Raw genomic sequence first — 20,502 nt, forward strand, 5'->3', positions numbered from 1 at the left:
CGCCACCTGGCGGCTCGTCAAACCGACCTGTCTCTCCTACCGGGTACGAGGTCCCCGAGTGGACCAGGACCCAGGTCCTGTGCGCCCCCCGCCCCAGGTCGGTTGTCGCGGCCCGATCGTGACGACAGCATTCGGCCCGGGGAGCCGGTTCTCCGACCCGAGCCGGGTTCGTGGAGGACGGAGGAAGGCGGATCGGGATGCCAGTCGACGTGGCTCATGGAGCGGGACGACGGAGGGGCCGGGCGGGGTGGGGTGGCCCGGCAGTGCTCGTCGCCCTGGTCGGGGTGGTCGGGGTGGTCGGGATGCTGGCCGCCTGTGCGCCTGCAACGGGAGCTGGCGCCGTGCCGACCAGCACCAGCACCTACGTGTCGGCACCGTGCCCCAACCCGATCTACCCGAACGTCCCCCAGCTCGATCTGGGCGCCGGTGTGGAGTGCGGCTACCTGACCGTGCCGGAGAACCGCGCCCGTCCGGACGGCCGTCGGATCCGGCTCGCGGTGGCCCGGGCCAAGGCGACCTCGGCCACACCCCGGGCGGACCCGCTGCTCTACCTCGCGGGCGGCCCCGGAGGCAGCGGACTCCTCAGCGCGGCGCCACGGATCGGTGCTGGCTGGAACAGGGACCGCGACGTGATCTTCCTGGACCAGCGGGGCACCTGGAAATCCGATCCGCTGCTGTCCTGTCCGGAGATCGACGCGTTCCTCGCCGACTGGACCGGGCTGAGCAGCTTCGACCCGGCCACCGCCGACCGCAGTGCCGCGGCCACCCGGGCGTGCCGCGACCGGCTCGCCGCCACCGGAACCGACCTCGGCATGTATTCGACGACGGAGAACGCCGCTGACGTCGCCGACCTGCGCGTGGCGCTCGGCATCGAGCAGTGGAACCTCTACGGCGTCTCCTACGGCACCGACCTCGCGCTGCAGACGCTGCGCGACCACCCCGAGGGCATCCGCAGCGTCGTGCTCGACTCCGTGGTGCCTCCGCAGGCCAACACCATGCTCAGCTTCTGGCCCTCGGCCGCCTCGGGTCTGACGGCGATGTTCGACGCCTGCGCCGCCCAGCCGGCCTGCCGGGACGCCCATCCGACCCTTCGGGACGACTTCTTCCGGCTCGCCCGCGACCTCACCACCACGCCCCGCACCGTCACCGTCGACAACCCGGCCACCGGCACGGCCGCTCCGGTCGTCGTCGACGGCTACAAGCTGGTCAACTTCGCCATCACGGCGAGCCTGGTCCCCGGCACGATCGCCACGGTGCCGGCGGCCGTCGAGAACCTCGCCCGCGGCGACGGCTCCGTGCTCGCCGCCGCGCTGCTCGCGGGTGCGCCGCCCTCCGGGGTAACCGGCTACGGGCTGGCCCTGGGCGTGTTCTGCTCGGAGGCAGCGGCGACGATCGACAGGGCGGACATCGTCGCCGCAGGCCGGCCCGTGCTTCCCGACCTGCCCGACGCCGTGCTGGGCCTGCTCCCGCAGGCTCCCTACCTGCTGGGCGACTGCCGCAGCTGGGACGTCCCCGCCGCACCCGAGGCGGTGGCCACGCCCGCGACCGGCGACACGCCCGTACTGATCCTCGACGGCGGTCTGGACGCGATCACCGCGCCACGCAACGGCGAACTGGTGGCCCGGTCGCTCCCGAAGGCGACCCGCCTGCTGTTCCCCGACTCCGCGCACGATGTCCTGCTCTGGTCGACTCCCTGCGCGCTGCCCGTCATGCAGAGCTTCCTCGACGGCCTCTCGGCACCGGACACGCAATGCCTGAACACGGTGGCGCCCGCGGCGTTCGCCCTGTGAGCCCGGCCGTCGGTCGTTCCTCGTGCTCGACGGCTGATGATCGTCGGTGACGAAGCAGCGGCAGCGGCACCTGCCTCTGGCTGCGTCATCTGTTCCCCCCGGTGGGCCGGACCGCCACGTCCACCACGTGAGGGCCGAGGCGACACAGTTGGCCGCGGTGCGAGCCGAGGCGCGCCGCTGGCTCGCACGCTGGATCTGCCGGACGACGTCGAACACGACGTGATCCTGGCGGTGCACGAGACGGCGGCCAACGCGATCGAGCACGCCTACCCACCCGGCGACACCGGTGGCCACGTCGAGCTGACCTGCTGGCTCGACGGCGGCAACCTCTGCCTCTCGGTGGCCGACCACGGGGAGTGGCGGGAGTCGACAACCGGGTCCCCTGACCGCGGCCGCGGGCTCGACATGATCCGGCGGCTCGGCGCCGACGTCGCGATCGACCATCACGGCCATGGCACGCGGGTCGTCCTGCAGTACCCACTGCCGGACATGCCAGCGTCGGACCGCTTCACGACCGACCATCCCCTGCCCGAGTCCGGCGAGGCCTCGCGCGTGCATCTGACGGTGCCGCTGGCGACGACGCTCACCGAAGCGCGCCGTCTGCTCGACGTGCGCCCCCCGCGGGTGGTTCGCGACCACGACCTGCCGAACGACCCGATGGCTCCAGGCCTCGCCCGGGCCGCCGTGGCGTCGGCGTGCGAAGACTGGGGTCTCGACGACGGCCTGTACGAGGCGGCGGCAACGGTGGTCACGGAGCTGGTGGGCAACACCGTCGAACACGCTGCCACCGCGTGCGTCCTGCACCTGGCGGTCGACTCGAGACGCCTCCAGATCGCCGTCCGCGACAACAGCCCCGTCACCGAAGGACACCAACAGATTGTGGTTCCCGACGAACGGGGGTACGGCCTGCTGATCGTCCGAGGACTGAGCCGGAGCTGGGGCTGGGGCGTCACCCCCCATGCCGGTGGCAAGACGGTGTGGGCGCTGCTCAACCGGCGGTGAGGACCAGCGGATCTACGTGGCGCCGCGTGGTTCCGGAACCGGTACGCCGACGGTACGTCGCTTGGTCTCGTACATGCGCCGGTCGGCTTCGCGGAGCAGCTCGTCGGGGTCGGCGACATGAGCGGGACTGCCGCCCACCGCCGCGGACAGGGTGATCCGGTCATTGTTGATCAGAAAGGGCTTGGCGGCCGCCGTGCGCAGCCGCTGGGCGATGGAGGCGGCGTGGTGGGGTTCGGCGTCCTCGCACAGCACCGCGAACTCGTCTCCGCCCAGGCGCGCTGCGATGTCGCCAGGCCGGAGTTGCGCCACGATCCGGTGTGCGAGCTGGGTGAGTACGGCGTCCCCGGCGGCGTGCCCGAACCGGTCGTTGACTCTCTTGAAACCGTTGAGATCGAGGTAGAACAGATACGCGGGGCGGGCGTGCCGGCCGCGACCGGACAGGGCCTCGCCGATCCGCGCGATCAGCAGCGTCCGATTCGCCAGTCCGGTCAGAGGATCGTGCAGGGCCTGGTGACTGAGCTCGGCTTCGCGCCGTTTGCGTTCGGTGATGTCTTCGAGGTGGACGACCACGTGCTCGGCTCGGTCTCCGCCTTCCGGCACCGGCGACAGGCTCAGGGAAACCCAGATGACGCGGCCGGTGTTCAGGCGGAAACGGCATTCGTGGCGCAGGATCCCTGTTCCGCCGGCCACCAGTCGAGTACTGCGGCGGCGCGCGTCGTCGAGATCCTCGGGGTGCACCGCGTCGAACAGGACCTCGCCGAGCAGGTCGGCAGGATCCCTGCCGAGCAGCTGGCCTGCCGCCGGATTGCAGGCGACCACGACCCCGTCCGGACGGGTGACGACCACGCCCATCGGTGCGTGATGGAAGGCAGCGCTGACCACCACGGGGTCGGGGGCGCTCACCCCGACCACCTCGGAGCGTCGCGCCGCAGTACGTGAGTCACATCAGTTGCCCAGGTCAGGATCCGTCAGGCGAGCGTGGAGCTTGTCACGGCCTCGACACGCCCGCAATTACAGATTCAAGTGCAGATGCACGGACGAATGAGTATCCGTCGGCGACCGACCGTAATCCCGTCACACCACGTCAGCTCGTGAGTCCTTCTGATCACTGAAAGCAAGATGCTTGTTACCGCGAGGCGCCGGGTATCGCCAAGAAGCAGTCCGGTAGGGTGACGAGCCCACTACAGAAAGCAACAGGAAGCCAGGCAGATGAAGAAATTCGCCTGCGGTGCCGTGGTGCCTGGGTGCACCGCCACCTTCGCCGCGGAGACCGAGCAGGGCATCCTCGAGCAGGTCGCCCGCCACGCCCGTGAGGATCACGACCTACCCGAGGTTCCCGAGGAACTGGTCCGTCAGGTTCTGGCGAACCTGCAATGAACATGACTCAGGACGTCATCGTCAGGGCCTGCCGCAGGCCCGGCGTCCTGAGCATGCAGTTCCAGCCGATCATCGACACCGCGCGGGGCACGGTCGTCGGGTACGAGTCGCTGGCCCGCTTCAGCGGCCCACCGCACACCACACCCGATCGCTGGTTCGCCGTCGCCCGCGCCGCGGGTGTCGGCCCCGAGCTGGAGGCCCGGGCTCTGCGCGCCGCGCTCGATGCCCGATCCGCGCTGCCGCCGAACTGCTTCCTCTCAATCAACATCGGCCCCGATGCGCTGCTCACCGCAGCCGTCGCCACCGTGTTCGCCGACGCCGGCGACCTCCGCGGCATCGTCGTCGAGATCACCGAGCAGACCGCGGTGGCCAACTACGACGCCCTGGCCGCCGCGATCGAGCCCCTACGCGCGGCCGGCGCGCTGCTCGCGGTCGACGACGCGGGCGCCGGTTTCGCCTCGCTCAAGCACATCACCGTGCTGCGGCCCGACTTCGTCAAGGTCGACCGCGACCTGGTCGCCGGCATCGACAAGGACGAGACCAAGGCTGCAGTGGTCGAAGCGCTCGGGATGTTCACCTCGCGACTCGACGCGTGGTTGGTCGCCGAGGGCATCGAGACCACTGCCGAACTCGACCGCATCCTGTCGCTACGCGTGCCGCTCGCCCAGGGCTACGGAATCGGCTCTCCGCAGCCCATGATGGGCAAGGCCCATTCCGACGCGGTCGCGCTCTGCCGACGCCGGCGGTCCATCGCCGCGTACGGCGGGCTGTTCGATCTCGCGGAGCACGCGCCGCACGTCAGCGAGATCGAGGCCGCCCCCACCTCGTTCGCCCGCAACCCCGCCACCGCGTGGGTCGTCGTCGTCGACGAGCACGACCGACCGGTCCGCCTCGTCGACCGGCGCGGCGGCGCACACCCTCCGCTGAACGTGCTCCCCACCGAACGGCTCGCCGACGTCGCGCGGCGCATCGCCACCCGCCCGACGGACGAGCGCCACGTCCCGGCCGTGCTGTGCGACGAGCGCGCACGGCTCGTCGGCCTCGTCACCGTCGAGCGGGTACTCGGCCGGCTCGCCGACACGATCGACTCGGGATCCTCCCCGACCTGACCGCGACCGTCAGTAGGGCAGGATGACCGCGCTGCGGGACCACCGCAGCGGTTGCACCTCCTGAGCCCCCAGCGCCGGGAGCCCGCGCAGGTGGTCCAGCGCCTCTCCGATCGCCCACAGCTGGTCTTCGCGTGGACACGAGGTGTTGACGTAGAGCTGGGTGCCGCACCGACTGAACTTCGCGACCGTGTCGCCGAGCACGGAGTCGTCGAGCGGGCGGATCGCCAACGCCAGCCCACTCGTCCCGGCGGCAGCCGTGGGAATGGGGCGGTGGTCCTGCACGGTCACGGTCACGTGTCCTCCGGCGGTCCGGGGCTCGGTCCAGCACGTCGAGCCCATCTACCGGTTCCAACGTTCACCCCACGGGCGGGTGACGCTCGATTCCGCCGCAGGTCCACCGAATCGGGCAACGCTAAACGCCGATAGGCGAGAATCGCTCGTGCCGGTGGTCGCCACTGCGGCGCCGCGTGTCGACGGTCCACCGGCGGGCGACACCCGCAACGGTGTGGCCATGACCGGAACGACACGCGGCACCGCCGCCTCCTACGAGACGTTCGGCCGACTGATGACACTGATCTTCGACATGAGCCCACTGAGCGGCAGCACGGCCGCCGGGGTCAGCGTCTGGGAGCGCCTCGGCGGGGGCTTCGGCGTCTCCTGGACCGGCGGCCCGCATGCCGCGGAGGTCGTCGCCGCACTGACGTGCCTCGCCGCCGACGACGAGGTCACCACCGTCGTCTCCCCCGGCGACATCACCGACATCGTCGTCGACGAGGGCGCCGCCTTCATGCGGCTGCGCGACGTCGTCGTCGAACTGCGCCCCCACGACACGATCGGCGTCGAAGCCGAGTGGGCTCAGGCCGTCACCTCGCTCCGGGAGCTGCGCCTGCCCAGTTGACCGCTCAGTAGTCGCCCCATCGGGGCGAGCCGACGATGTCACGCCAGCTCGGCCACGCCGTCCCCGTCTGCTGGCGCACGAGCTCGCCGGCAAGGGTGAACGGTGGCGCCTTCTCGGGGCGGTTCACCGCCTGGGCGACGATCGTGTCGTGCAGAGCCACGGCCGCATGCAGGCGGGGCAGCCATCGGTGCACGTGGTCGCTGTACCCCGCGGGCAGTGCGGCCGGGTCGCCGCCGAGGTCGAACCCGGCACCGATGCTGACCAGGCCGATCTCCGGACGCTTGCGCTCGGCGATATCGGGGCTGGTGTGCAGCGTGACGGCGTCCCAGATGATATCGGCCCGTCCATCGGGCACTCCGTTGTCGACGGCGAACTGCCGCGCCAAGTCGGCTCCGTCCAACTCGAAGCGTCCGGCGCCGGTACCTCGTGTACCGAGCCCGAGGTCGTGCAGAACGCAGCCGAGGTAGAGCAGTTCGTCGTCGTAGTCGCGGCCGGGCTCGACGCCTTGTCGGCGGCCGAGGACTCGTCCGTAGAGATAGGTCCGCATGCTGTGGTGGAAGATCGCGGGGTCTTCGGTCGACGCGGCGAGGCGGGTCGCGGCACCGGCGAGCGTGGTGCGCGGGAACGGCAGATCGCCGAAGTCATCCATGATCGGATCGACGGCTGCCGCCGAGTGGTTCGGCGTGGCAGCGTCCGGAGTGCCGCACGCGCCGGCGACCGCCGCGAGTGCGCCGGCGGCGACGAGGAGCCGCCGGCGGGTACAAGTGCCGGAAGGTGGGGTATCGGGCGGCGAGGACATGGGTTCTCCCGTCGTGGGCCGGTAGCGAACGGGCGAGCCGGTCACGGTGGCGAGGCGGAGGCCGGTCGCAGCAAGCGGATCGCGACGAGGCCGCCCACTCCGGGGAGGGCAGCCCACCAGCGGGCTGCCCAGGGGGCGCCGTCGTGCAGCAGCACCGCGACGATCGCCGTCAGGTACGCGGCGCCGTGCACGGGCCCCACCACAGCCGCGACTCCCGGCGCGTGGACGGTGGCCAGGTTCAGCAACAGGACCAGCAGGGTCACGGCCTCCGTGCCTGCGGCGATGCGCAGCAGTCGCACGGCTCACGCCCCCGTCGTCGAGCCGGGTCGCACGATCATCAGCACCACCACGACCGCCCAGAGCAGGTTGAACACCCCGGTGGCCAAGACCAACGTTCTGACGCGGGCCGCCACCGCCGTCGAGGCACGCTCGCCGGCCGCTCCCAACAAGCCGCGCTGGGCTGGGAGGATGCGCACCCCGAGCAGTGCCCCAGCAGCCACCGTGAGAAGCAGGGACACGAGCAGCCACGGATCGCCGAGTACGCCGAGTTGCGCGCCGGTCGCGATCCCGAAGACCGGGACCACGACGCCCACCGCCGCGTAGCCGCGGCAGATCCGGTGCAACAACCCGGCGGTCTCGACCTGCTGACCGGTGGCTTCTCCCGTCACCCGACCGCCCCCAGAACTGACGGCGCGCGGGAACAACGACGTCGCCACGGCCACGGGCCCGACGACGAGGATCGCGGCGAGCACGTGCACCGCGAGCAGGACCTTGGCCATACTCACCCCATAAGTAGATAGCCAACAGGTAGGTTGTCTACTCAGTAGATGTGTAGGCTGTCAACCTATGAAGCCCGATCCCGTGCGCGGCCACCTCGACGGGCTGCTGCTGGCCGCCGTCGAGCTCGAGCCACTGCACGGCTACGCGATCATCACCGCGGTCCGGGTCCGCAGTGGCGGCGCGCTGGAGCTGCGTACCGGCACGATCTATCCCGCTCTGAACCGGCTGGAGCGGCTCGGCCTGGTGCGCAGCGTCTGGCTCGCCGACGGCGGCAGGCGCAGGCGGTGCTACGAGATCACCGACGCCGGTCGGCACTCCCTGGCCGACGAACGATCGGCCTGGCGGACGTTCACCTCCACGATCGGAGCGGTCCTGGACCCGGCGCCCTCCCCCGGCACGCCGTGACGACGTCGGCAGGTCCGGACCCGATCGCGGCGTACACCGCGGTCCTCGACGCGTCGCTGCACGGGCCGCGGAGGGCGAAGGAGCGCCTGCTCGCCGAGATCGCCGACGGCTTGCGGGACGCGGCCGAGCCGTACCACGCGGCCGGTGGCGAACTCGCCGCCGCCGTGGAACGGGCCACCGACGAGTTCGGGCGCCCGCGCGACCTGATCCCGGAATGTCAGCGCGAGCTCACGATCCGGCAGACCCGGGCGACCGCCGCACGCCTCGCACTCTGCGCAGCGGTCGCCCTCGCCGGCTGGCACACGCTGTGGGTCGGCGCCGGCGGCGGTCTCTGGCGACTCGTCGCGATCCCGCTGGCCGCGGTGACCGCCCTCGGTGCTGTGCACGCCGGCGCCGTCCTTCTCGCGACCGGCCGCCTCGCTCGGTCGCTGCACACACCGGCCCGACTGGCGACGACGACCGCGTGGACCGCGAGCGTCGCGGCCGTGACCATGGTGCTCACCACCGCGGTCCTCGTCGCCGTGCTGGCTGACGCCGCAACCCCCGCCGCGGTCCTGCTCGCCAGCGCTACGGCGATCGTCGGGCACGCGGTGGTCGCCGGCGCCGCTCGGTCCTGCCGTCGTTGCGGACAACTCGATCGCCGAGCACCCGACGCCGACGCCCCGTAACCTGACCTGCCGACCGTGCCCCATAACGCCTCAGGCATCGTCGCCTGCTCCGGTGTACTGCTTCTGCGTTCTGCTTGCGCGAGCGCAGAGGGGTGTACCGGGAGGGGGAGCAGATTCGGCTCACCCCACCGAGTGGAGCATCCTCGAACTGCTCGCCCGCAACCGCGGCATGCTCGTCAGCCGCAGTGAACTCCTGCACCACATCTGGGGCCCGAGCGAGCGCAAGGAGACCAGCTACCTGCGGGTCTACCTCGCCCAACTGCGCCGGAAGCTCGAGCGCGACCCCGCCCTCCCGCGGCATCTCATCACCGAGGCCGGCATGGGGTACCGGTTCCACACCTGAGCGGCTACCGGGGATCGTCCTGCTGGTAGATGTCCGGGACGCCGTCGGCGTCGCTGTCGCGCTGCTCGTCGTTCCACAGTCGCCGGTAGTGGCCGTTGCGGATGCGCAGCACCACGGTGGCCAGCAGCGCCGACACCAGTGACCCGCTCAGCACCCCGATCTTCACCTCGGCGCCGTACTCCGTGCCGACACCGAAGGCGAGTTCGCCGATGAGCAGGGACACGGTGAATCCGATTCCGGCCAGCAGGGCCAGCCCGAACACGTCCCACCAGCTCAGTCCCTCGGCGAGCTGGGCCCGGGTGAACCGTTGCACCAGCCACGTCGCCCCGAGCACGCCGATCGCCTTGCCTGCGACGAGTCCGACGCCCACGCCGAGGGCGACCGGCCGGGTCAGGCTCGTCCCGATCCCGGCACCGCCGGTCACCGCGACCCCGGCGGCGAAGAACGCGAACACCGGTACGGCCACGCCCGCCGACAACGGGCGCCACCGGTGCTCGAACCACTCCGCCAGCCCCGGGCCCTCCCCTGCGGCGCGACGCCGGACCGGCACGGTGAAGGCCAGCAGCACTCCGGCGACGGTGGCGTGCACTCCGGACTCGTGCACGAGCACCCAGGTCGCCGCGGCCAGCGGCAGCAGTACCCACCACGACCGCACCCGGCGCTGCACCAGCAACCCGAACAACCCGAGCGGCGCCAGCGCCGCCAGCAGTGCAACGACGTGCAGCGAGCCGGTGTAGAAGACCGCGATGATGGTGATCGCCAACAGGTCGTCGACGACCGCCAGGGTCAACAGGAACGTGCGCAGCGCCGCCGGCAGGTGCGTACTGATCACGGCCAGCACCGCGAGGGCGAACGCGATGTCGGTGGCCGTCGGGATCGCCCAGCCGGCGAGAGTCCCCGCGCCGGCGTTGATCGCGACGTAGATCAGCGCGGGCACGGCCATTCCGCCGACCGCGGCCACGACCGGGAGTGCGGCACGCCGTGGCTCCCGCAGGTCACCGGCGACGAACTCGCGCTTGAGCTCCAACCCGGCCACGAAGAAGAAGATCGCGAGCAGCCCGTCGGCGGCCCACTGCGCCAGTGTCAGGTCCAGGTGCCACGCCGCCGGGCCGACGCGGATCTCGCCGAGCGTCCGGTAGGCCGCGCTCCACGGGGAGTTCGCCCAGGCGAGGGCGAGCAGTGCCGCCCCGACCAGCAGGATCCCGCCGACCGTCTCCGCCCGCAGGATCTCGGCGATCCGACTGACCTCGGGCCAGCTGCCGCGGCCGAACAGACCGCCGGACCGGGACGAGGGACTGGCCATGAGCGGACTCCAGGAGAGGTCGACGACGGGACCGCCGACCAGACTTCCCGGCACACCAGCGGCTACGTTAAGCGCTACGGGCGGCCGGGGCAACGAGACCGCCTCGCCCCGGCCGCCGACGCCGTGACCCGGCGGAGATCGCGGCCCGGTGCTCTGCCGCATTCTTGCGCCCGTCGGATGGCGTCGATCTCGACGACGTGACCACCCCGACCTGGAACGCCGGCACCGGCGGTGACCACGACGTCGGATTCGCCGCCGACGCACGCCGGTTGTCCGTCGACAACGGCCACGCCGTCGTGAACGGCCCGTTCGCGTTCGCGACCTGCCTGCGCGAGACCGGCTACGCCGACTCGGCCATCGAGCTCCGGAACCTGCAGCCTGGCGACGCCCTCTGCGTGCGGACGAACGGTCACCGGCTCGCGCTCGTGACGATCGTCAGCGCGAGCGAGCAGGCCGTCGAGTTCGGGGCGACGGCGTGGGACCCGCCCGTTCCCTCGTGAGCACGTCGGCCCGGGGTCAGTGCAGGGTGGGTCGGTAGATCAGCTCCTGGATGTGACCGTCGAGCGTCCGCTGCTCGATCAGTTCCAGGTCGAAGTCGTCCGCACCCCCGAAGATCGGGTCCAGCCCGGTCCGACCGGTGATGACGGGGAACAGCGTCACCTGCACGCGGTCGACCAGGCCCGCGGCCATCAGGGCCCGGTTCAAAGACAGGCTCCCGTGCGAGCGCAACGGCACATCGGACTCCTCCTTCAGCCGGGCGACGACGTCGACGGCGTCACCGCTGACCACGGTCGCGTTCGGCCAGTCGAGAGGTTCTTCCAGCGTCGTCGACACCACCGTCGCCGGCGTGTTCCACATCCGGGTCACCCACGGGTCGCGCACCTCGGATTCCTCGGTGCTCGAGGCCAGCATCTGCACGAACGCCCGGAAGGTGTTGGCTCCGAAGACCATCCGTTGCTCCGCGCCGTACAAGGCAAGACGATGGTCGAGCAGCTCGGGACCCTGCTTCCCCCAGTAACCGGACCAGTTGGCGCTCGCGGCGCCGAAGCCGTCGAGGCTGGAAAAGACGTCGAACGTGTAGGTGGCGGTCATGTCGTTCTCCTTCACGGCGATTGAACGTAGGAGTGAAGACCGGGAACGACTGCAAGACTCATCGGGTGAGCAGTGGTGACGATGCCGCCCGGATCGCCGTCCGGATCGTGGCGGCACGCGCCGACGCCGCGAGCCGATCCGTAGCCCTGGCCGCCCAGATCGAGGCACTCGCCGAGCAACAGGCCCTCACCACGCACGACGACGAGCACGACCCCGAAGGGGTGACGATCGGCTTCGAACGCGCCCAGATCCTCGGCCTGCTGGCCGGCGCCCGGGAGGAGATCGCCGCACTCGACCGCGCGGCGTCCCGTCTACGGGCCACGACCTACGGCCGCTGCCTGAACTGCGGGTGCGAGATCCCCGATGCCCGGCTCGAAGCCCTCCCCGCCGCGGAGACCTGCCTGGACTGCGCCGGGAAGCGGCGCCACCGGAGATGACCGACTCCACACGGGCGCGCGCCTCATCGGACGTCGAGGACGTCACGCAGCTTCCGGGCGAACGCCTCGGGCTGTCCGGACCAACCGAACTCCCCACCCAGGAACCCGCCGTGGTGGCTCGGGAACACCGTCGCCGCCTGGCCCAGCAGCTCTGCCGTGGCCACCGCCGTGCGGGCGGTGTAGGTACCCGCCGACTCCTCGCCCACGGCGATCACGATGCGGGTCGGGGCCGCAGTGAGGGCGGCGACGTCGGGCCGGTGGTCGGTGATCGCCCACGACCGGTCCGAGAGCAACGGGTCGTCACGGGAGCCGTCGTCTTCGGTGGGCATGCCGAACGCGGCCGGGTCCGGAGCAGGCCGTGCGAAGTAGTCGTCGGTGAACTCGCCCTGCCAGCTCGTCATCACGAAAAAGGCGGCCATACCGGCTCCGCGGCCTTTGGCCTGGTACGCGTCGTACAAGGCCGCGCGGGCGCGGTCGGCGGCCTGCGCATCAGGCAGGACCGGGTTCATCGGCGGCTCGTGTGCGACGAGGGTGGCGACGTCGCCGGGGTGCGCCGCCACCAGCACCAGCGCCGTCACCGCCCCGCCGCTGCTGGCGAACACGTCGACCGGGCCGCCCAGCTCACCGATCAGGGCGTGCAGGTCGGCCGCCTGATCGGTCGGCGTGTGATCGACGCGTCCGTCCTTCCGGGTGCTACGGCCCAGCCCCCGTGGGTCGTAGGTGACGACGGTGCGGTCGGGGAAGTGCCCGCGCAGTGCGTCGAAGCCCTCCGCCGTCATCGGCTGGGCGATCATGAACAGCGGCGGACGGCCATCGGTGGTGGGGAGCGGGCCGTACACGTCGTAGGCGAGGTCGACGTCGGCGGTTGTCAGCATGTGCGTAGTCATGGGTGCTGGACTCATCGGGACGGCGGAAGTCATCGCGCTGCACCCCGTATGCCCGAAAAGCGGATTTGGCCGGAACTCACAGCCGGCTCTCAACTGCGCGGAGGACACTCGAAGACGAGCGGAAGGAAACATGCGGTGATCGCAGGCTTGCTCGGATTCGTCCTCGTTCTGTTCCAACTCGTCCTGGTAGCTCGCATCATCGTCGACTGGGTCGGCGTGCTGTCGCCGGCGACCGCCGGTGGCGGCGGCCTCTACCAGGCCCGCCGAATCACGCACGGCATCACCGAACCCGTGATCGCCCCGGTCCGTCGCGTACTCAAGCCGGTGCGGATCGGTTCTGTCGGCATCGACCTGGCATTCGCCGCGGTGTTCCTGGCAGTGATCATCCTCCGGACCGTCGTGGTGCCGTTCATCCCGTTCTGACCTTCTGCGGCCCGGGCCGTGGTCCCAGCTCGTTCAACCGGTTCGGCATGGGCTGTGCTGCGGTGGGTACCGTCCGAGCAGCCGGCGCAGCCCAGCTCGGGGTCGTCGGTCTCCAGCGAACGGGACGGATGCGGTGCGGCGGTGGGTCCCGAACAGCTGATCACCCGGCAACGCGACGAGGGCGACCATGTCGTCCTGACCGTCCACGGCGACCTGACGCAGGCGACGGCGCTCCGGTCCGTGCGGCCGGCAGTGTCCAAGCATCTGCTGGACTGCGGGCGGGTGATCGTGGACCTGTCCGAGGCCGTGCTGCGCTGGCCACCGGCAACCGGGGTGTTCCGCAGAGCGCTGGCCCATGCCGGCGGGTGGCCGCTGGCCCGCCTCGTACTCGCCGTACCCGAACCCCGCACCGCGAAGATGCTGCGGGCCGCCCGGGTGCACCTCACCGTGCCGCTCGCCACCTCCGTCGACGAGGCCGAGCGGCTGCTCGCCGCCCGGCCGCCGCGCATCGTCCGCAACCACGAGCTGCCGTACGACCCGACCGCCCCCACACTCGCCCGCACGTACTTGACAGTCACCAGTGAGGACTGGGACCTGCCCGACGAGCTGCACGACGCGGCGCAGGCGGTGGTCACCGAGTTGGTCACCAACGCCGTCGAGCACGCCCGCACGAGCTGTGTGCTCCACCTCGCGCTCGACGAATGCCGCCTGCACATCTCCGTCGACGACCATCGGCCCGACCCGCACTGGCTCCCCCAGCCCGGTGTCCGCGACGGCCACGGGTACGGCCTACTGATCGTCGAGGGCCTCAGCCGGCATTGGGGAGTCACACCGCACGACGACGGCAAGTCGGTCTGGGCGATCCTCGACACCGACCCCGCTCCCCGAAAGGGGTGACCGCCACCCTCGGGCGCGGATCAGCGGGCGACTCTGCTATCTCCCGCACGAGTGCCGCGAACTGGGGCGTTCCCGCGCCGCGCCAGGTGCAGCCGACAGTCACCGCCACGACCGGAACCGTCGACAGCACCGCCCGGACCGCGCTGAGGACCTGGGGCAATCGTGGGCCGGCCGACGCCGGGTACCGCAGACCGGGCAGGTCGCCGGGATCGACGACGTCCGCGTCGACGTGCAGGTGCACCGGGCCCTCGGGCAGGGCCTCGGCCACGGCGTCGACCGACACGCGCCGGATGGCCGAGCTGCGGAGGAACCCCCCTCCGGCGGGTCGAGGTCCCGGGCGTCGACCAGCAGCACCTCCGATTCCGGCACCGGACGCAGGCCCAACCGATCAGGAACCGATCGGTCGGAACCCCCCACGAGCTGGCGCACAGGAAAGCCGCCCAGATACCCCGACGTCGACGTCTCCGGCGTTTGCAGGTCGCCGTGCGCGTCGAACCAGACCAGCGCCGGATCGATCCCCGCCCGCTGCACCCCCGCCATCACGGCGAGAGCGGTCGTACAGTCACCCGACAGCACCACAGGGACCTCGTCGAGATCCACCGCGTCGGCCACCTCGGCGTACAACACCGCCATCCGCTTCCAGGGATCACCGGCAGGCAGGGCAGGTGCGATCACCTCATCGGGAGGCACGGGCGGTACGAACCCGGTGAGCTGTTCATCGAGGTGGAAGGGCACCGACAGGACGGTCACCGACACATCGTGGCCCACGGCGGGCATCGGCGGCGCATCTCCGCCTCGGTCGGGTCCGGCCGTCGGTCAGTCCGTGGCCAGCTGGCGGCGCAACTGGACCAGGGTCCGAGACAGCAGGCGTGACACGTGCATCTGGGAGTGTCCGACCTGCACGGCGATCTCGGTCTGTGTCTGCTCGCCGAAGAACCGCAACAGCAGAATGCGCCGCTCCCGCTCCCGCTCCCGCTCCCGCTCCGGCAGCGCCGCGATCAGCGGCACAAGACTCTCGCGGTACTCGACGAGATCGAAGTCCGGCTCGGTCTGCGCGAGCGCAGCCGCAAAGCGGATCCGGCCGTTCGAGTCGCTGCCCCCGCCGTCGTCCCCTGCCGGTTCGTCCGGAGAGGACGTGTGACCCGCGCCGTGGGCCGCCAGCCCTTCCAGGACGACCTCGACGTCCAGGCCGAGGTGTCGGGCGATCTCGCTCGGCCGCGCGGCGCGGCCCAGACGCTGGGCGAGCTCGGCGGCGCGTCGTAGATCTGCCCGTTCAGCTCCCGCAACCGCCGTGGCAGCCGGATCGTGGTCGTGCGGTCCCGGAAGTGCGCAGCACCTCCCCGGTGATCGTGGGGGGGTCGTCGATCCCGACCTCGACCCGCACGACGTCTACGCCATGGTCATCGGACTGTCGCTGACCTGGTCACCGGCGTCCCCGACCGTCACAGCGGCGGCCGGCGACGAGCGCCGCGACCACGACCGGCGGCGCGCCGGTCTGGCTGTCGCGGTGCGCCGGGCATTCCGGCCAGGGTGATCTGGACTGTACGTCGGCGCCGGTCACGGCCGGGCTCTCCTCATTTTCGCGGCACGACCCGGTAGCGGTAGCCGCCCCGCTCTTCGTCGCGGCCGACGAGCCGGTAGGTCGACACCGAGCCGGTAGGAGGGCGCCCCGCATGGTCCGCCGTGTGCACTCCGAGGTGCTCATCGGCGAGAAGGAACTCCTTCGGAGGGTCGTCCTCGTGTCCGATGTCGAGTCGCACCGTCTCCCCTGCGCGCGGTCCGTCTTCAATGATCGCGTTGGCCGTAGGTCTGGTCACCACGTGGACCCCCTCGTCTCAGGTTCGGCACCCGCCGCGGCACGGCCGTAGCCGCAACTCCGCCCCGAGTGCCCGAACAACGGCACCGTCAGATGCCGACGTCCGGGGTCGATGGTCGCAGGAAGGCCACGGGCCTCGCCCCGGGAGGATGCCTAGGTGCTGGTCGACAGCCATCGCCGCGCGCGGCCCCGGTTCACGAATGGCCCAGCGAAAGTCGCGAACCGGTAACGGACAGGTGTCGACGCGGACAACACCTCGGCCGAGTAGCCCACATGAGGCGCTCCCGGACGTCTAGGGAAGCAGAGCACATCTCGGGGGGTGTTGATGACCACGCAAAGCTACTCAGTGAGGACACCACGCGTCGTCGGCAGCGACGGCGCGGAGACCATTCGGCGAGTGGTCGACGTTCTGGCCTGTGTCGTCCTGCTCGTCCTTCTCGTCGTTCCACTGCTCCTGATCGTCCTCGCCATCCGGTTGGAGGGCAGCGGACCGGCCCTGTTCCGTCAGGAGCGGGTCGGGCTGCGCGGCCAGCGGTTCACCCTGCTGAAGTTCCGGACGATGTTCCAGGGCGTCGACGACCGCGCGCTGCGTGACCTCATCGCCCGGGAGCTGCGCGGCGAGGACACCGTCGACGGCGGCAGCTCCAAGCTGAACAACGACCGCAGGATCACCCGCGTCGGGTCGATCCTGCGTCGCACCAGCCTCGACGAGCTGCCGCAGCTGTTCAACGTGCTGCGTGGTGACATGACGCTCGTCGGCCCTCGGCCCTGCCTGGGCTGGGAGGCGGAGATGTTCCCCGCCGAGTTCACGCCGCGCTTCGAGGTGCGGCCGGGTCTCACCGGACTGTGGCAGGTCAGCGGCCGGAGTGCGCTCGGCACGTTGGAGATGCTCGAGCTGGACGTGCGCTACGTGCGCAGCCGCTCCTTGCAGTCGGATCTGGGCATCCTGATCCGCACCGTGCCGGCCCTGCTCGGCAGCGGCGCGCGCTGACGGTCCGGGTTCTCAGCTGTCGAGCAGCTGCCACGCGGTGAGGGCGAGCCGAGCCCGGAGCAGTCCGGCGGGCTCGCCGAGGTCGATGTCCAGGGCCTTGCCGATCTGTTCGACCCGTCGGGCGACGCTGCTGTGGTGCAGGTGCAACAGGTCGGCTGCCCGGCGTAGGGAGCCGGCGGCGCAGTAGACGTCCAGCGTCTCCAGATCCTCGGCGCTGTCGGCGATCCGGCCGACGGCCGCCACGTCGGCGTTGTCCCGCATGACGCCCGGAGGAACCTGGGCGAGCAGCGCCAACGCGCCCAGGTTGTCGTGGCGGACGACCGGCCGGCGTGCGGTGGTGAACCGGAGAGCGGTGCGGGCCTGCTGCCACGACCGGTCGGGGCCGACCGCGGCGCCGAGGCCCGCGCGCACACCCGCCGGGAACCGGGTCGGGTCGATGCCGGTGGCCAGGATGACGCCGACGTCGGCAAGCGGCGCGGCCTTCGCCTGCCGGCCCGGGCAGGCCAGGACGGCGACCCGGTCGAGCGCAAGTTCGGACCGCACGGCGGCCACGCGGATCGGCAGGTCGGCCGCGAACCCGAGCAGCCGGAGCGCGCGGGCTCGGGCCGCCTCGTCGGTGCCGGAACTGATCACCAGTTCGACGAGGGCGGGGTCGGCCATGGTGGTCCGGGCCGGGCCGTACCGCTCGACGACCGCGGCGGCGGCGATGGCGAGCCGGTCCAGCAGGACGTCGTCCAGGCGGCCGGGTGGGCCGGGGCGTTCCAGCCACACGGTACCGATCTCCTCCTCGTCGAGGGTGATCGGAACCGTCATCGCCGCGGGGATCGGCGGCGCCGCTGCCGGCGTGCCGTCCGGCGCGGCACGGATCGGCCGCTCGGCGCCGTGGAGGCTGATCCCCGCGACGCACTCGGCCAGGCTTGCCGAGGCGCGGGCGAGTGCGGGGAGGTCCACTCGTCGGCGGATCAGCGTGTCGAAGAACATGACGACCCGAAGCGAGCCCTCGGCTTGCGCATCCAGGTGTGACAGGCGCTCGACCAGCGCTTCCATGGTGCGAGGTTACGCGCCGACCGGCGCGCGGATGACGCCTTTTGCGCGACGGCTGTCGGATGATGTCGCGGGCTCCGACGGTGACGATGAACGGCATGGATCCCGAGCTCGAAGCATTCCTCCCACTGTTTCCTCCTGCCGATCTGAGCGACCCGATCACCGCGCGCAAGAACCTCGCGGGGTTGGCCGCCTCGGCACCGACACCGGACACCACGGAGTTGGAGATCGAAGACCGCACCGTGCCCGCCGATCCCGACGTGGCCGTGCGGATCTACCGCCCACACAAGCCGCCGGGGGCCGTCGTGTGGTTGCACGGCGGCGGGTTCGTCATGGGCGACCTGGACACCGAACACCCGTGGGCCACGCGCGTCGCCGACGGCTCCGGAGCGGTCGTGATCTCGGTGGGCTACCGCCGTGCCCCCGAGCACCGGTTCCCGGCCGCCCTGGACGACGCCTACGCCGTTCTCACCTGGGCCGCCGAGCACGCGTCCGAGCTCGGCGTCGACCCAGCACACCTCGCGGTCGCCGGCCACAGCGCCGGCGGTGGGCTCGCCGCCGCGGTCGCCCTGCGCGCGCGTGACCAGCAAGGACCGCCGATCCGGTTCCAGCTGCTCAACCAACCCGAGCTCGACGACCGTCAGGACACCTGGTCGGCACGACACTTCACCGACACGCCCTGGATGACCCGCGACAAGCTGGCCGCGACCTGGCGGCACTACCTGGGGTCGCAAGCCGGTTCGCCGTACGCGGCGCCCGCGCGAGCCGTCGACCTGTCCGGTCTGCCGCCCGCCTACATCGCCACGGCGGAGTTCGACCCGCTCCGCGACGAAGGCATCACCTACGCGCTGCGCCTGCTGCAGGCGGGAGTCCCGGTCGAGCTGCACCAGTGGCCCGGCACATTTCACGGATCGCAGGCGATCCTCTCCGCCGAGGTGTCCCGGAGGCAGATCGCGGAACTCGCCGCCGCCCTGCACCGCGCCCTCGCCGAATGATCACAACCCGTACGGGGGGCCTCACCATGTCGACCTCGACGCGGCGACAGACGACCGTGACCCGGAACCGTTGGACGCTGCCGGTCACCGCCGGCGCCGGCTTCCTCGCCGGGCTGGACACGACCGCGGTCAACCTCGCGCTGCCCGACATTCAGCGCTCCCTCGCCTCCGGTCCGGGCGAGGTCCAATGGGTTGTCAACTCCTTCGCCCTCCTGAGCGCAGCGCTGCTGGTCACGGCGGGAGACCTCGCCGACCGGTTCGGCCGCCGCCGGGTCTTCGTGCTGGGTCTGCTGACCTTCGCCGGCTCCTCCGCCGCCTGCGGCCTCGCCACGTCGATGCTCGTACTGGACCTCGCCCGGGCAGCACAAGGAGCGACAGCGGCGGTGGTCGCCGCGAGCGGGCTCGCCCTGCTCGTGGGCATCTACCCGCCCGCGGAACGAGGCCGGGCGCTCGGCATCTCCGGAGCCATCGCGGCCCTGTCGTTCGTGGTCGGTCCACTCGTGGGTGGCGTGCTCACCGACACGCTCGGATGGCGCTCGGTGTTCCTCGTGAACCTCCCGGTGGCCACCGGCATCGCCCTCGCGGCCCGGGCCGCCCTCCCCGAGCTCCGTGACCGGTCCCGCCGACAGGGACCGGCCCGGTTCGACTACGTCGGCGTCGCCACGTTCACGCTCGGGCTCGCCGCGCTGCTGTACGCCGCGCTACGCGGTGGCGCGATCGGGTGGGCAGAACCAGAGGTCATGGCCGCCGCCACGGTCGGGGTCAGCGCGCTCGCGGCGTTCGTCGTCCTGGAGCGTCGCACCCCCGACGGCGTCGTGGACCTGCGCCTGTTCCACGACCGGACGTTCGCAGGGGCGGTCGCCACCACCGCACTGGGCGGCGGGGCCTACTTCGGCACGCTCGTCTACCTGAGCCTGTTCCTCCAGGGGACCCAGCACTACGGCCCGACCGAGACGGGTGTGGTGTACCTGCCGACGATCCTGCCCTTCATGATCATCTCACCGTTCGCCGGGCGCCTGCTCGCACGCATTCCCGGCGCACCGGTGCCGACGGTCGGGGTCGGCCTGATCGCCTGCGGGATGCTGTTGCTCCTGGGCGTCGACGAGGGAGCCGGACTGCTCGACGTCGCCCCGGGCATGGCGGTCGCCGGGATCGGCACCGGCCTCGCAGTGACACCGCTGACGCACCTCGCACTGGCGCAGGTGCCAACCGAGCGCAGCGGGATGGCCTCCGGAGTACTGCAGACCGCCCGGCCCGTGGGAGTCACGATCGGCGTCACCGTCCTCGGACTCGCGGTACCGCACCAGCTGGACGCGGCCGCATTCCACGCCGTCGCCGTACTCGCCGCAGGAATCGCAGCGGTCGGCGCCCTCACTGCGGCAGTGACGATCAGAGCGTCCGTGAGGTCCAGAATCGATGCGTGTCAGACCTGAACGCCGGAGGAAT

The 20,502-nt window shown here is 71.3% G+C and carries 27 protein-coding genes and 2 pseudogenes; 16 read left to right on the forward strand and 13 right to left on the reverse strand.

Annotated features, from left to right (window positions below):
* Positions 1–263 precede the first annotated feature (263 nt).
* Both RM445_RS22725 and RM445_RS22730 read left to right on the forward strand, forming a co-directional pair.
* Positions 264–1,790 (forward strand): alpha/beta hydrolase, encoded by a 1,527-nt coding sequence (locus tag RM445_RS22725; protein WP_311558850.1) that lies wholly within the window; start codon positions 264–266, stop codon positions 1,788–1,790.
* Positions 1,791–1,826: 36 nt separating this feature from the next.
* Positions 1,827–2,792 carry an ATP-binding protein gene (locus tag RM445_RS22730; RefSeq protein WP_311558851.1) on the forward strand — a complete coding sequence of 322 codons (966 nt, stop codon included), beginning with the start codon at positions 1,827–1,829 and terminating at the stop codon, positions 2,790–2,792.
* Between the two features lie 12 nt (positions 2,793–2,804).
* Here the strand turns inward: RM445_RS22730 and RM445_RS22735 are convergent, their stop codons facing one another.
* Complete coding sequence (locus RM445_RS22735; RefSeq protein WP_311558852.1) at positions 2,805–3,695, reverse strand: diguanylate cyclase domain-containing protein; 891 nt, start codon at positions 3,693–3,695, stop codon at positions 2,805–2,807.
* A gap of 306 nt (positions 3,696–4,001) precedes the next feature.
* On the opposite strand from RM445_RS22735, the gene RM445_RS22740 reads away from it, so the two are divergent.
* Both RM445_RS22740 and RM445_RS22745 read left to right on the forward strand, forming a co-directional pair.
* On the forward strand, positions 4,002–4,169 hold the full coding sequence (locus RM445_RS22740) for a DUF1059 domain-containing protein (RefSeq protein ID WP_311558853.1): 168 nt from the start codon (positions 4,002–4,004) through the stop codon (positions 4,167–4,169).
* A gap of 2 nt (positions 4,170–4,171) precedes the next feature.
* A complete protein-coding gene (locus tag RM445_RS22745; protein WP_311558854.1) occupies positions 4,172–5,278 on the forward strand; it encodes an EAL domain-containing protein in 1,107 nt (368 codons plus the stop codon).
* A gap of 9 nt (positions 5,279–5,287) precedes the next feature.
* Here the strand turns inward: RM445_RS22745 and RM445_RS22750 are convergent, their stop codons facing one another.
* On the reverse strand, positions 5,288–5,572 hold the full coding sequence (locus RM445_RS22750; RefSeq protein ID WP_311558855.1) for a hypothetical protein: 285 nt from the start codon (positions 5,570–5,572) through the stop codon (positions 5,288–5,290).
* A gap of 217 nt (positions 5,573–5,789) precedes the next feature.
* On the opposite strand from RM445_RS22750, the gene RM445_RS22755 reads away from it, so the two are divergent.
* Positions 5,790–6,176, forward strand: coding sequence for a hypothetical protein (locus RM445_RS22755; protein WP_311558856.1), 387 nt, complete (start codon positions 5,790–5,792; stop codon positions 6,174–6,176).
* A 4-nt stretch (positions 6,177–6,180) separates the two neighbouring features.
* On the opposite strand, the gene RM445_RS22760 is transcribed toward RM445_RS22755, so the two are convergent.
* From RM445_RS22760 to RM445_RS22770, 3 genes are read right to left on the reverse strand one after another with little or no spacing between them, the layout of a single operon-like run.
* A complete protein-coding gene (locus RM445_RS22760; RefSeq protein WP_311558857.1) occupies positions 6,181–6,975 on the reverse strand; it encodes an HD domain-containing protein in 795 nt (264 codons plus the stop codon).
* A 41-nt stretch (positions 6,976–7,016) separates the two neighbouring features.
* Entirely contained in the window at positions 7,017–7,274 is a 258-nt protein-coding gene (locus RM445_RS22765) for a DUF3817 domain-containing protein (protein ID WP_311558858.1), read from the reverse strand.
* A 3-nt stretch (positions 7,275–7,277) separates the two neighbouring features.
* Positions 7,278–7,754, reverse strand: a complete 477-nt coding sequence (locus tag RM445_RS22770; RefSeq protein WP_311558973.1) for a hypothetical protein — start codon at positions 7,752–7,754, stop codon at positions 7,278–7,280.
* A gap of 67 nt (positions 7,755–7,821) precedes the next feature.
* Here RM445_RS22770 and RM445_RS22775 point away from each other — a divergent pair, with 67 nt between their 5' ends.
* From RM445_RS22775 to RM445_RS22785, 3 genes and pseudogenes are all read left to right on the forward strand, one after another.
* Positions 7,822–8,160, forward strand: coding sequence for a PadR family transcriptional regulator (locus RM445_RS22775; RefSeq protein WP_311558859.1), 339 nt, complete (start codon positions 7,822–7,824; stop codon positions 8,158–8,160).
* Positions 8,157–8,828, forward strand: coding sequence for a permease prefix domain 1-containing protein (locus tag RM445_RS22780; protein WP_311558860.1), 672 nt, complete (start codon positions 8,157–8,159; stop codon positions 8,826–8,828). The genes RM445_RS22775 and RM445_RS22780 overlap by 4 nt, the downstream gene beginning before the upstream one ends.
* A gap of 92 nt (positions 8,829–8,920) precedes the next feature.
* Positions 8,921–9,171: pseudogene (locus tag RM445_RS22785) on the forward strand (winged helix-turn-helix domain-containing protein); the annotation flags it as partial.
* Positions 9,172–9,175: 4 nt separating this feature from the next.
* Here the strand turns inward: RM445_RS22785 and nhaA are convergent.
* Positions 9,176–10,474, reverse strand: a complete 1,299-nt coding sequence (gene nhaA / locus RM445_RS22790; RefSeq protein WP_311558861.1) for a Na+/H+ antiporter NhaA — start codon at positions 10,472–10,474, stop codon at positions 9,176–9,178.
* Positions 10,475–10,671: 197 nt separating this feature from the next.
* On the opposite strand from nhaA, the gene RM445_RS22795 reads away from it, so the two are divergent.
* Positions 10,672–10,974, forward strand: a complete 303-nt coding sequence (locus RM445_RS22795) for a hypothetical protein (RefSeq protein ID WP_311558862.1) — start codon at positions 10,672–10,674, stop codon at positions 10,972–10,974.
* A gap of 16 nt (positions 10,975–10,990) precedes the next feature.
* Here the strand turns inward: RM445_RS22795 and RM445_RS22800 are convergent, their stop codons facing one another.
* Positions 10,991–11,566: a dihydrofolate reductase family protein gene (locus RM445_RS22800; RefSeq protein ID WP_311558863.1), complete on the reverse strand. Its 576-nt coding sequence runs from the start codon at positions 11,564–11,566 to the stop codon at positions 10,991–10,993.
* Positions 11,567–11,631: 65 nt separating this feature from the next.
* Between RM445_RS22800 and RM445_RS22805 the strand changes: the two genes are divergently transcribed.
* The gene (locus RM445_RS22805) at positions 11,632–12,003 is read left to right on the forward strand and encodes a TraR/DksA family transcriptional regulator (RefSeq protein ID WP_311558864.1); all 372 of its coding nucleotides are present in this window, start codon (positions 11,632–11,634) and stop codon (positions 12,001–12,003) included.
* Positions 12,004–12,026: 23 nt separating this feature from the next.
* On the opposite strand, the gene RM445_RS22810 is transcribed toward RM445_RS22805, so the two are convergent.
* A complete protein-coding gene (locus RM445_RS22810) occupies positions 12,027–12,890 on the reverse strand; it encodes an alpha/beta fold hydrolase (RefSeq protein WP_311558865.1) in 864 nt (287 codons plus the stop codon).
* Between the two features lie 135 nt (positions 12,891–13,025).
* Here RM445_RS22810 and RM445_RS22815 point away from each other — a divergent pair, with 135 nt between their 5' ends.
* Both RM445_RS22815 and RM445_RS22820 read left to right on the forward strand, forming a co-directional pair.
* On the forward strand, positions 13,026–13,313 hold the full coding sequence (locus RM445_RS22815) for a YggT family protein (protein WP_311558866.1): 288 nt from the start codon (positions 13,026–13,028) through the stop codon (positions 13,311–13,313).
* Positions 13,314–13,454: 141 nt separating this feature from the next.
* The gene (locus RM445_RS22820) at positions 13,455–14,210 is read left to right on the forward strand and encodes an ATP-binding protein (protein ID WP_311558867.1); all 756 of its coding nucleotides are present in this window, start codon (positions 13,455–13,457) and stop codon (positions 14,208–14,210) included.
* Here RM445_RS22820 and RM445_RS32450 read toward each other — a convergent pair.
* The 3 genes and pseudogenes from RM445_RS32450 to RM445_RS22825 form a co-directional block, all read right to left on the reverse strand.
* The gene (locus RM445_RS32450; protein ID WP_397469387.1) at positions 14,140–14,493 is read right to left on the reverse strand and encodes an arginase family protein; all 354 of its coding nucleotides are present in this window, start codon (positions 14,491–14,493) and stop codon (positions 14,140–14,142) included. The genes RM445_RS22820 and RM445_RS32450 overlap by 71 nt on opposite strands.
* Before the next feature lie 95 nt (positions 14,494–14,588).
* Positions 14,589–14,987: pseudogene (locus tag RM445_RS32455) on the reverse strand (arginase family protein); the annotation flags it as partial.
* 39 nt (positions 14,988–15,026) lie between these two features.
* Positions 15,027–15,218 (reverse strand): sigma factor-like helix-turn-helix DNA-binding protein, encoded by a 192-nt coding sequence (locus RM445_RS22825; RefSeq protein ID WP_311558868.1) that lies wholly within the window; start codon positions 15,216–15,218, stop codon positions 15,027–15,029.
* A 283-nt stretch (positions 15,219–15,501) separates the two neighbouring features.
* Here RM445_RS22825 and RM445_RS22835 point away from each other — a divergent pair, with 283 nt between their 5' ends.
* Positions 15,502–15,744: a hypothetical protein gene (locus tag RM445_RS22835; RefSeq protein WP_311558870.1), complete on the forward strand. Its 243-nt coding sequence runs from the start codon at positions 15,502–15,504 to the stop codon at positions 15,742–15,744.
* 40 nt (positions 15,745–15,784) lie between these two features.
* On the opposite strand, the gene RM445_RS22840 is transcribed toward RM445_RS22835, so the two are convergent.
* On the reverse strand, positions 15,785–16,027 hold the full coding sequence (locus RM445_RS22840) for a hypothetical protein (protein WP_311558871.1): 243 nt from the start codon (positions 16,025–16,027) through the stop codon (positions 15,785–15,787).
* A gap of 396 nt (positions 16,028–16,423) precedes the next feature.
* On the opposite strand from RM445_RS22840, the gene RM445_RS22845 reads away from it, so the two are divergent.
* Positions 16,424–17,017: a sugar transferase gene (locus RM445_RS22845; RefSeq protein WP_311558872.1), complete on the forward strand. Its 594-nt coding sequence runs from the start codon at positions 16,424–16,426 to the stop codon at positions 17,015–17,017.
* Positions 17,018–17,029: 12 nt separating this feature from the next.
* Here RM445_RS22845 and RM445_RS22850 read toward each other — a convergent pair whose 3' ends face one another.
* Positions 17,030–18,064 carry a helix-turn-helix domain-containing protein gene (locus tag RM445_RS22850; RefSeq protein ID WP_311558873.1) on the reverse strand — a complete coding sequence of 345 codons (1,035 nt, stop codon included), beginning with the start codon at positions 18,062–18,064 and terminating at the stop codon, positions 17,030–17,032.
* 95 nt (positions 18,065–18,159) lie between these two features.
* Here RM445_RS22850 and RM445_RS22855 point away from each other — a divergent pair, with 95 nt between their 5' ends.
* The gene (locus RM445_RS22855) at positions 18,160–19,056 is read left to right on the forward strand and encodes an alpha/beta hydrolase (protein WP_311558874.1); all 897 of its coding nucleotides are present in this window, start codon (positions 18,160–18,162) and stop codon (positions 19,054–19,056) included.
* Positions 19,057–19,112: 56 nt separating this feature from the next.
* A complete protein-coding gene (locus RM445_RS22860) occupies positions 19,113–20,489 on the forward strand; it encodes an MFS transporter (RefSeq protein WP_311558875.1) in 1,377 nt (458 codons plus the stop codon).
* Positions 20,490–20,502: the final 13 nt, after the last annotated feature.

The organism is Pseudonocardia charpentierae (assembly GCF_031845345.1).
Classification (GTDB): domain Bacteria; phylum Actinomycetota; class Actinomycetes; order Mycobacteriales; family Pseudonocardiaceae; genus Pseudonocardia; species Pseudonocardia charpentierae.

Bases quoted from the DNA above. Each gene is read 5' to 3' on its own strand.
- RM445_RS22740 (WP_311558853.1), top strand. From the start codon at position 4,002: ATGAAGAAATTCGCCTGCGGTGCCGTGGTGCCTGGGTGCACCGCCACC.
- RM445_RS22770 (WP_311558973.1), bottom strand. From the start codon at position 7,754: ATGGCCAAGGTCCTGCTCGCGGTGCACGTGCTCGCCGCGATCCTCGTC.
- RM445_RS22755 (WP_311558856.1), top strand. From the start codon at position 5,790: ATGACCGGAACGACACGCGGCACCGCCGCCTCCTACGAGACGTTCGGC.
- RM445_RS22800 (WP_311558863.1), bottom strand. From the start codon at position 11,566: ATGACCGCCACCTACACGTTCGACGTCTTTTCCAGCCTCGACGGCTTC.
- RM445_RS22855 (WP_311558874.1), top strand. From the start codon at position 18,160: ATGGATCCCGAGCTCGAAGCATTCCTCCCACTGTTTCCTCCTGCCGAT.
- RM445_RS22730 (WP_311558851.1), top strand. From the start codon at position 1,827: ATGATCGTCGGTGACGAAGCAGCGGCAGCGGCACCTGCCTCTGGCTGC.
- RM445_RS22810 (WP_311558865.1), bottom strand. From the start codon at position 12,890: ATGACTACGCACATGCTGACAACCGCCGACGTCGACCTCGCCTACGAC.
- RM445_RS22760 (WP_311558857.1), bottom strand. From the start codon at position 6,975: ATGTCCTCGCCGCCCGATACCCCACCTTCCGGCACTTGTACCCGCCGG.
- RM445_RS22775 (WP_311558859.1), top strand. From the start codon at position 7,822: ATGAAGCCCGATCCCGTGCGCGGCCACCTCGACGGGCTGCTGCTGGCC.
- nhaA (WP_311558861.1), bottom strand. From the start codon at position 10,474: ATGGCCAGTCCCTCGTCCCGGTCCGGCGGTCTGTTCGGCCGCGGCAGC.
- RM445_RS22745 (WP_311558854.1), top strand. From the start codon at position 4,172: ATGACTCAGGACGTCATCGTCAGGGCCTGCCGCAGGCCCGGCGTCCTG.
- RM445_RS22850 (WP_311558873.1), bottom strand. From the start codon at position 18,064: ATGGAAGCGCTGGTCGAGCGCCTGTCACACCTGGATGCGCAAGCCGAG.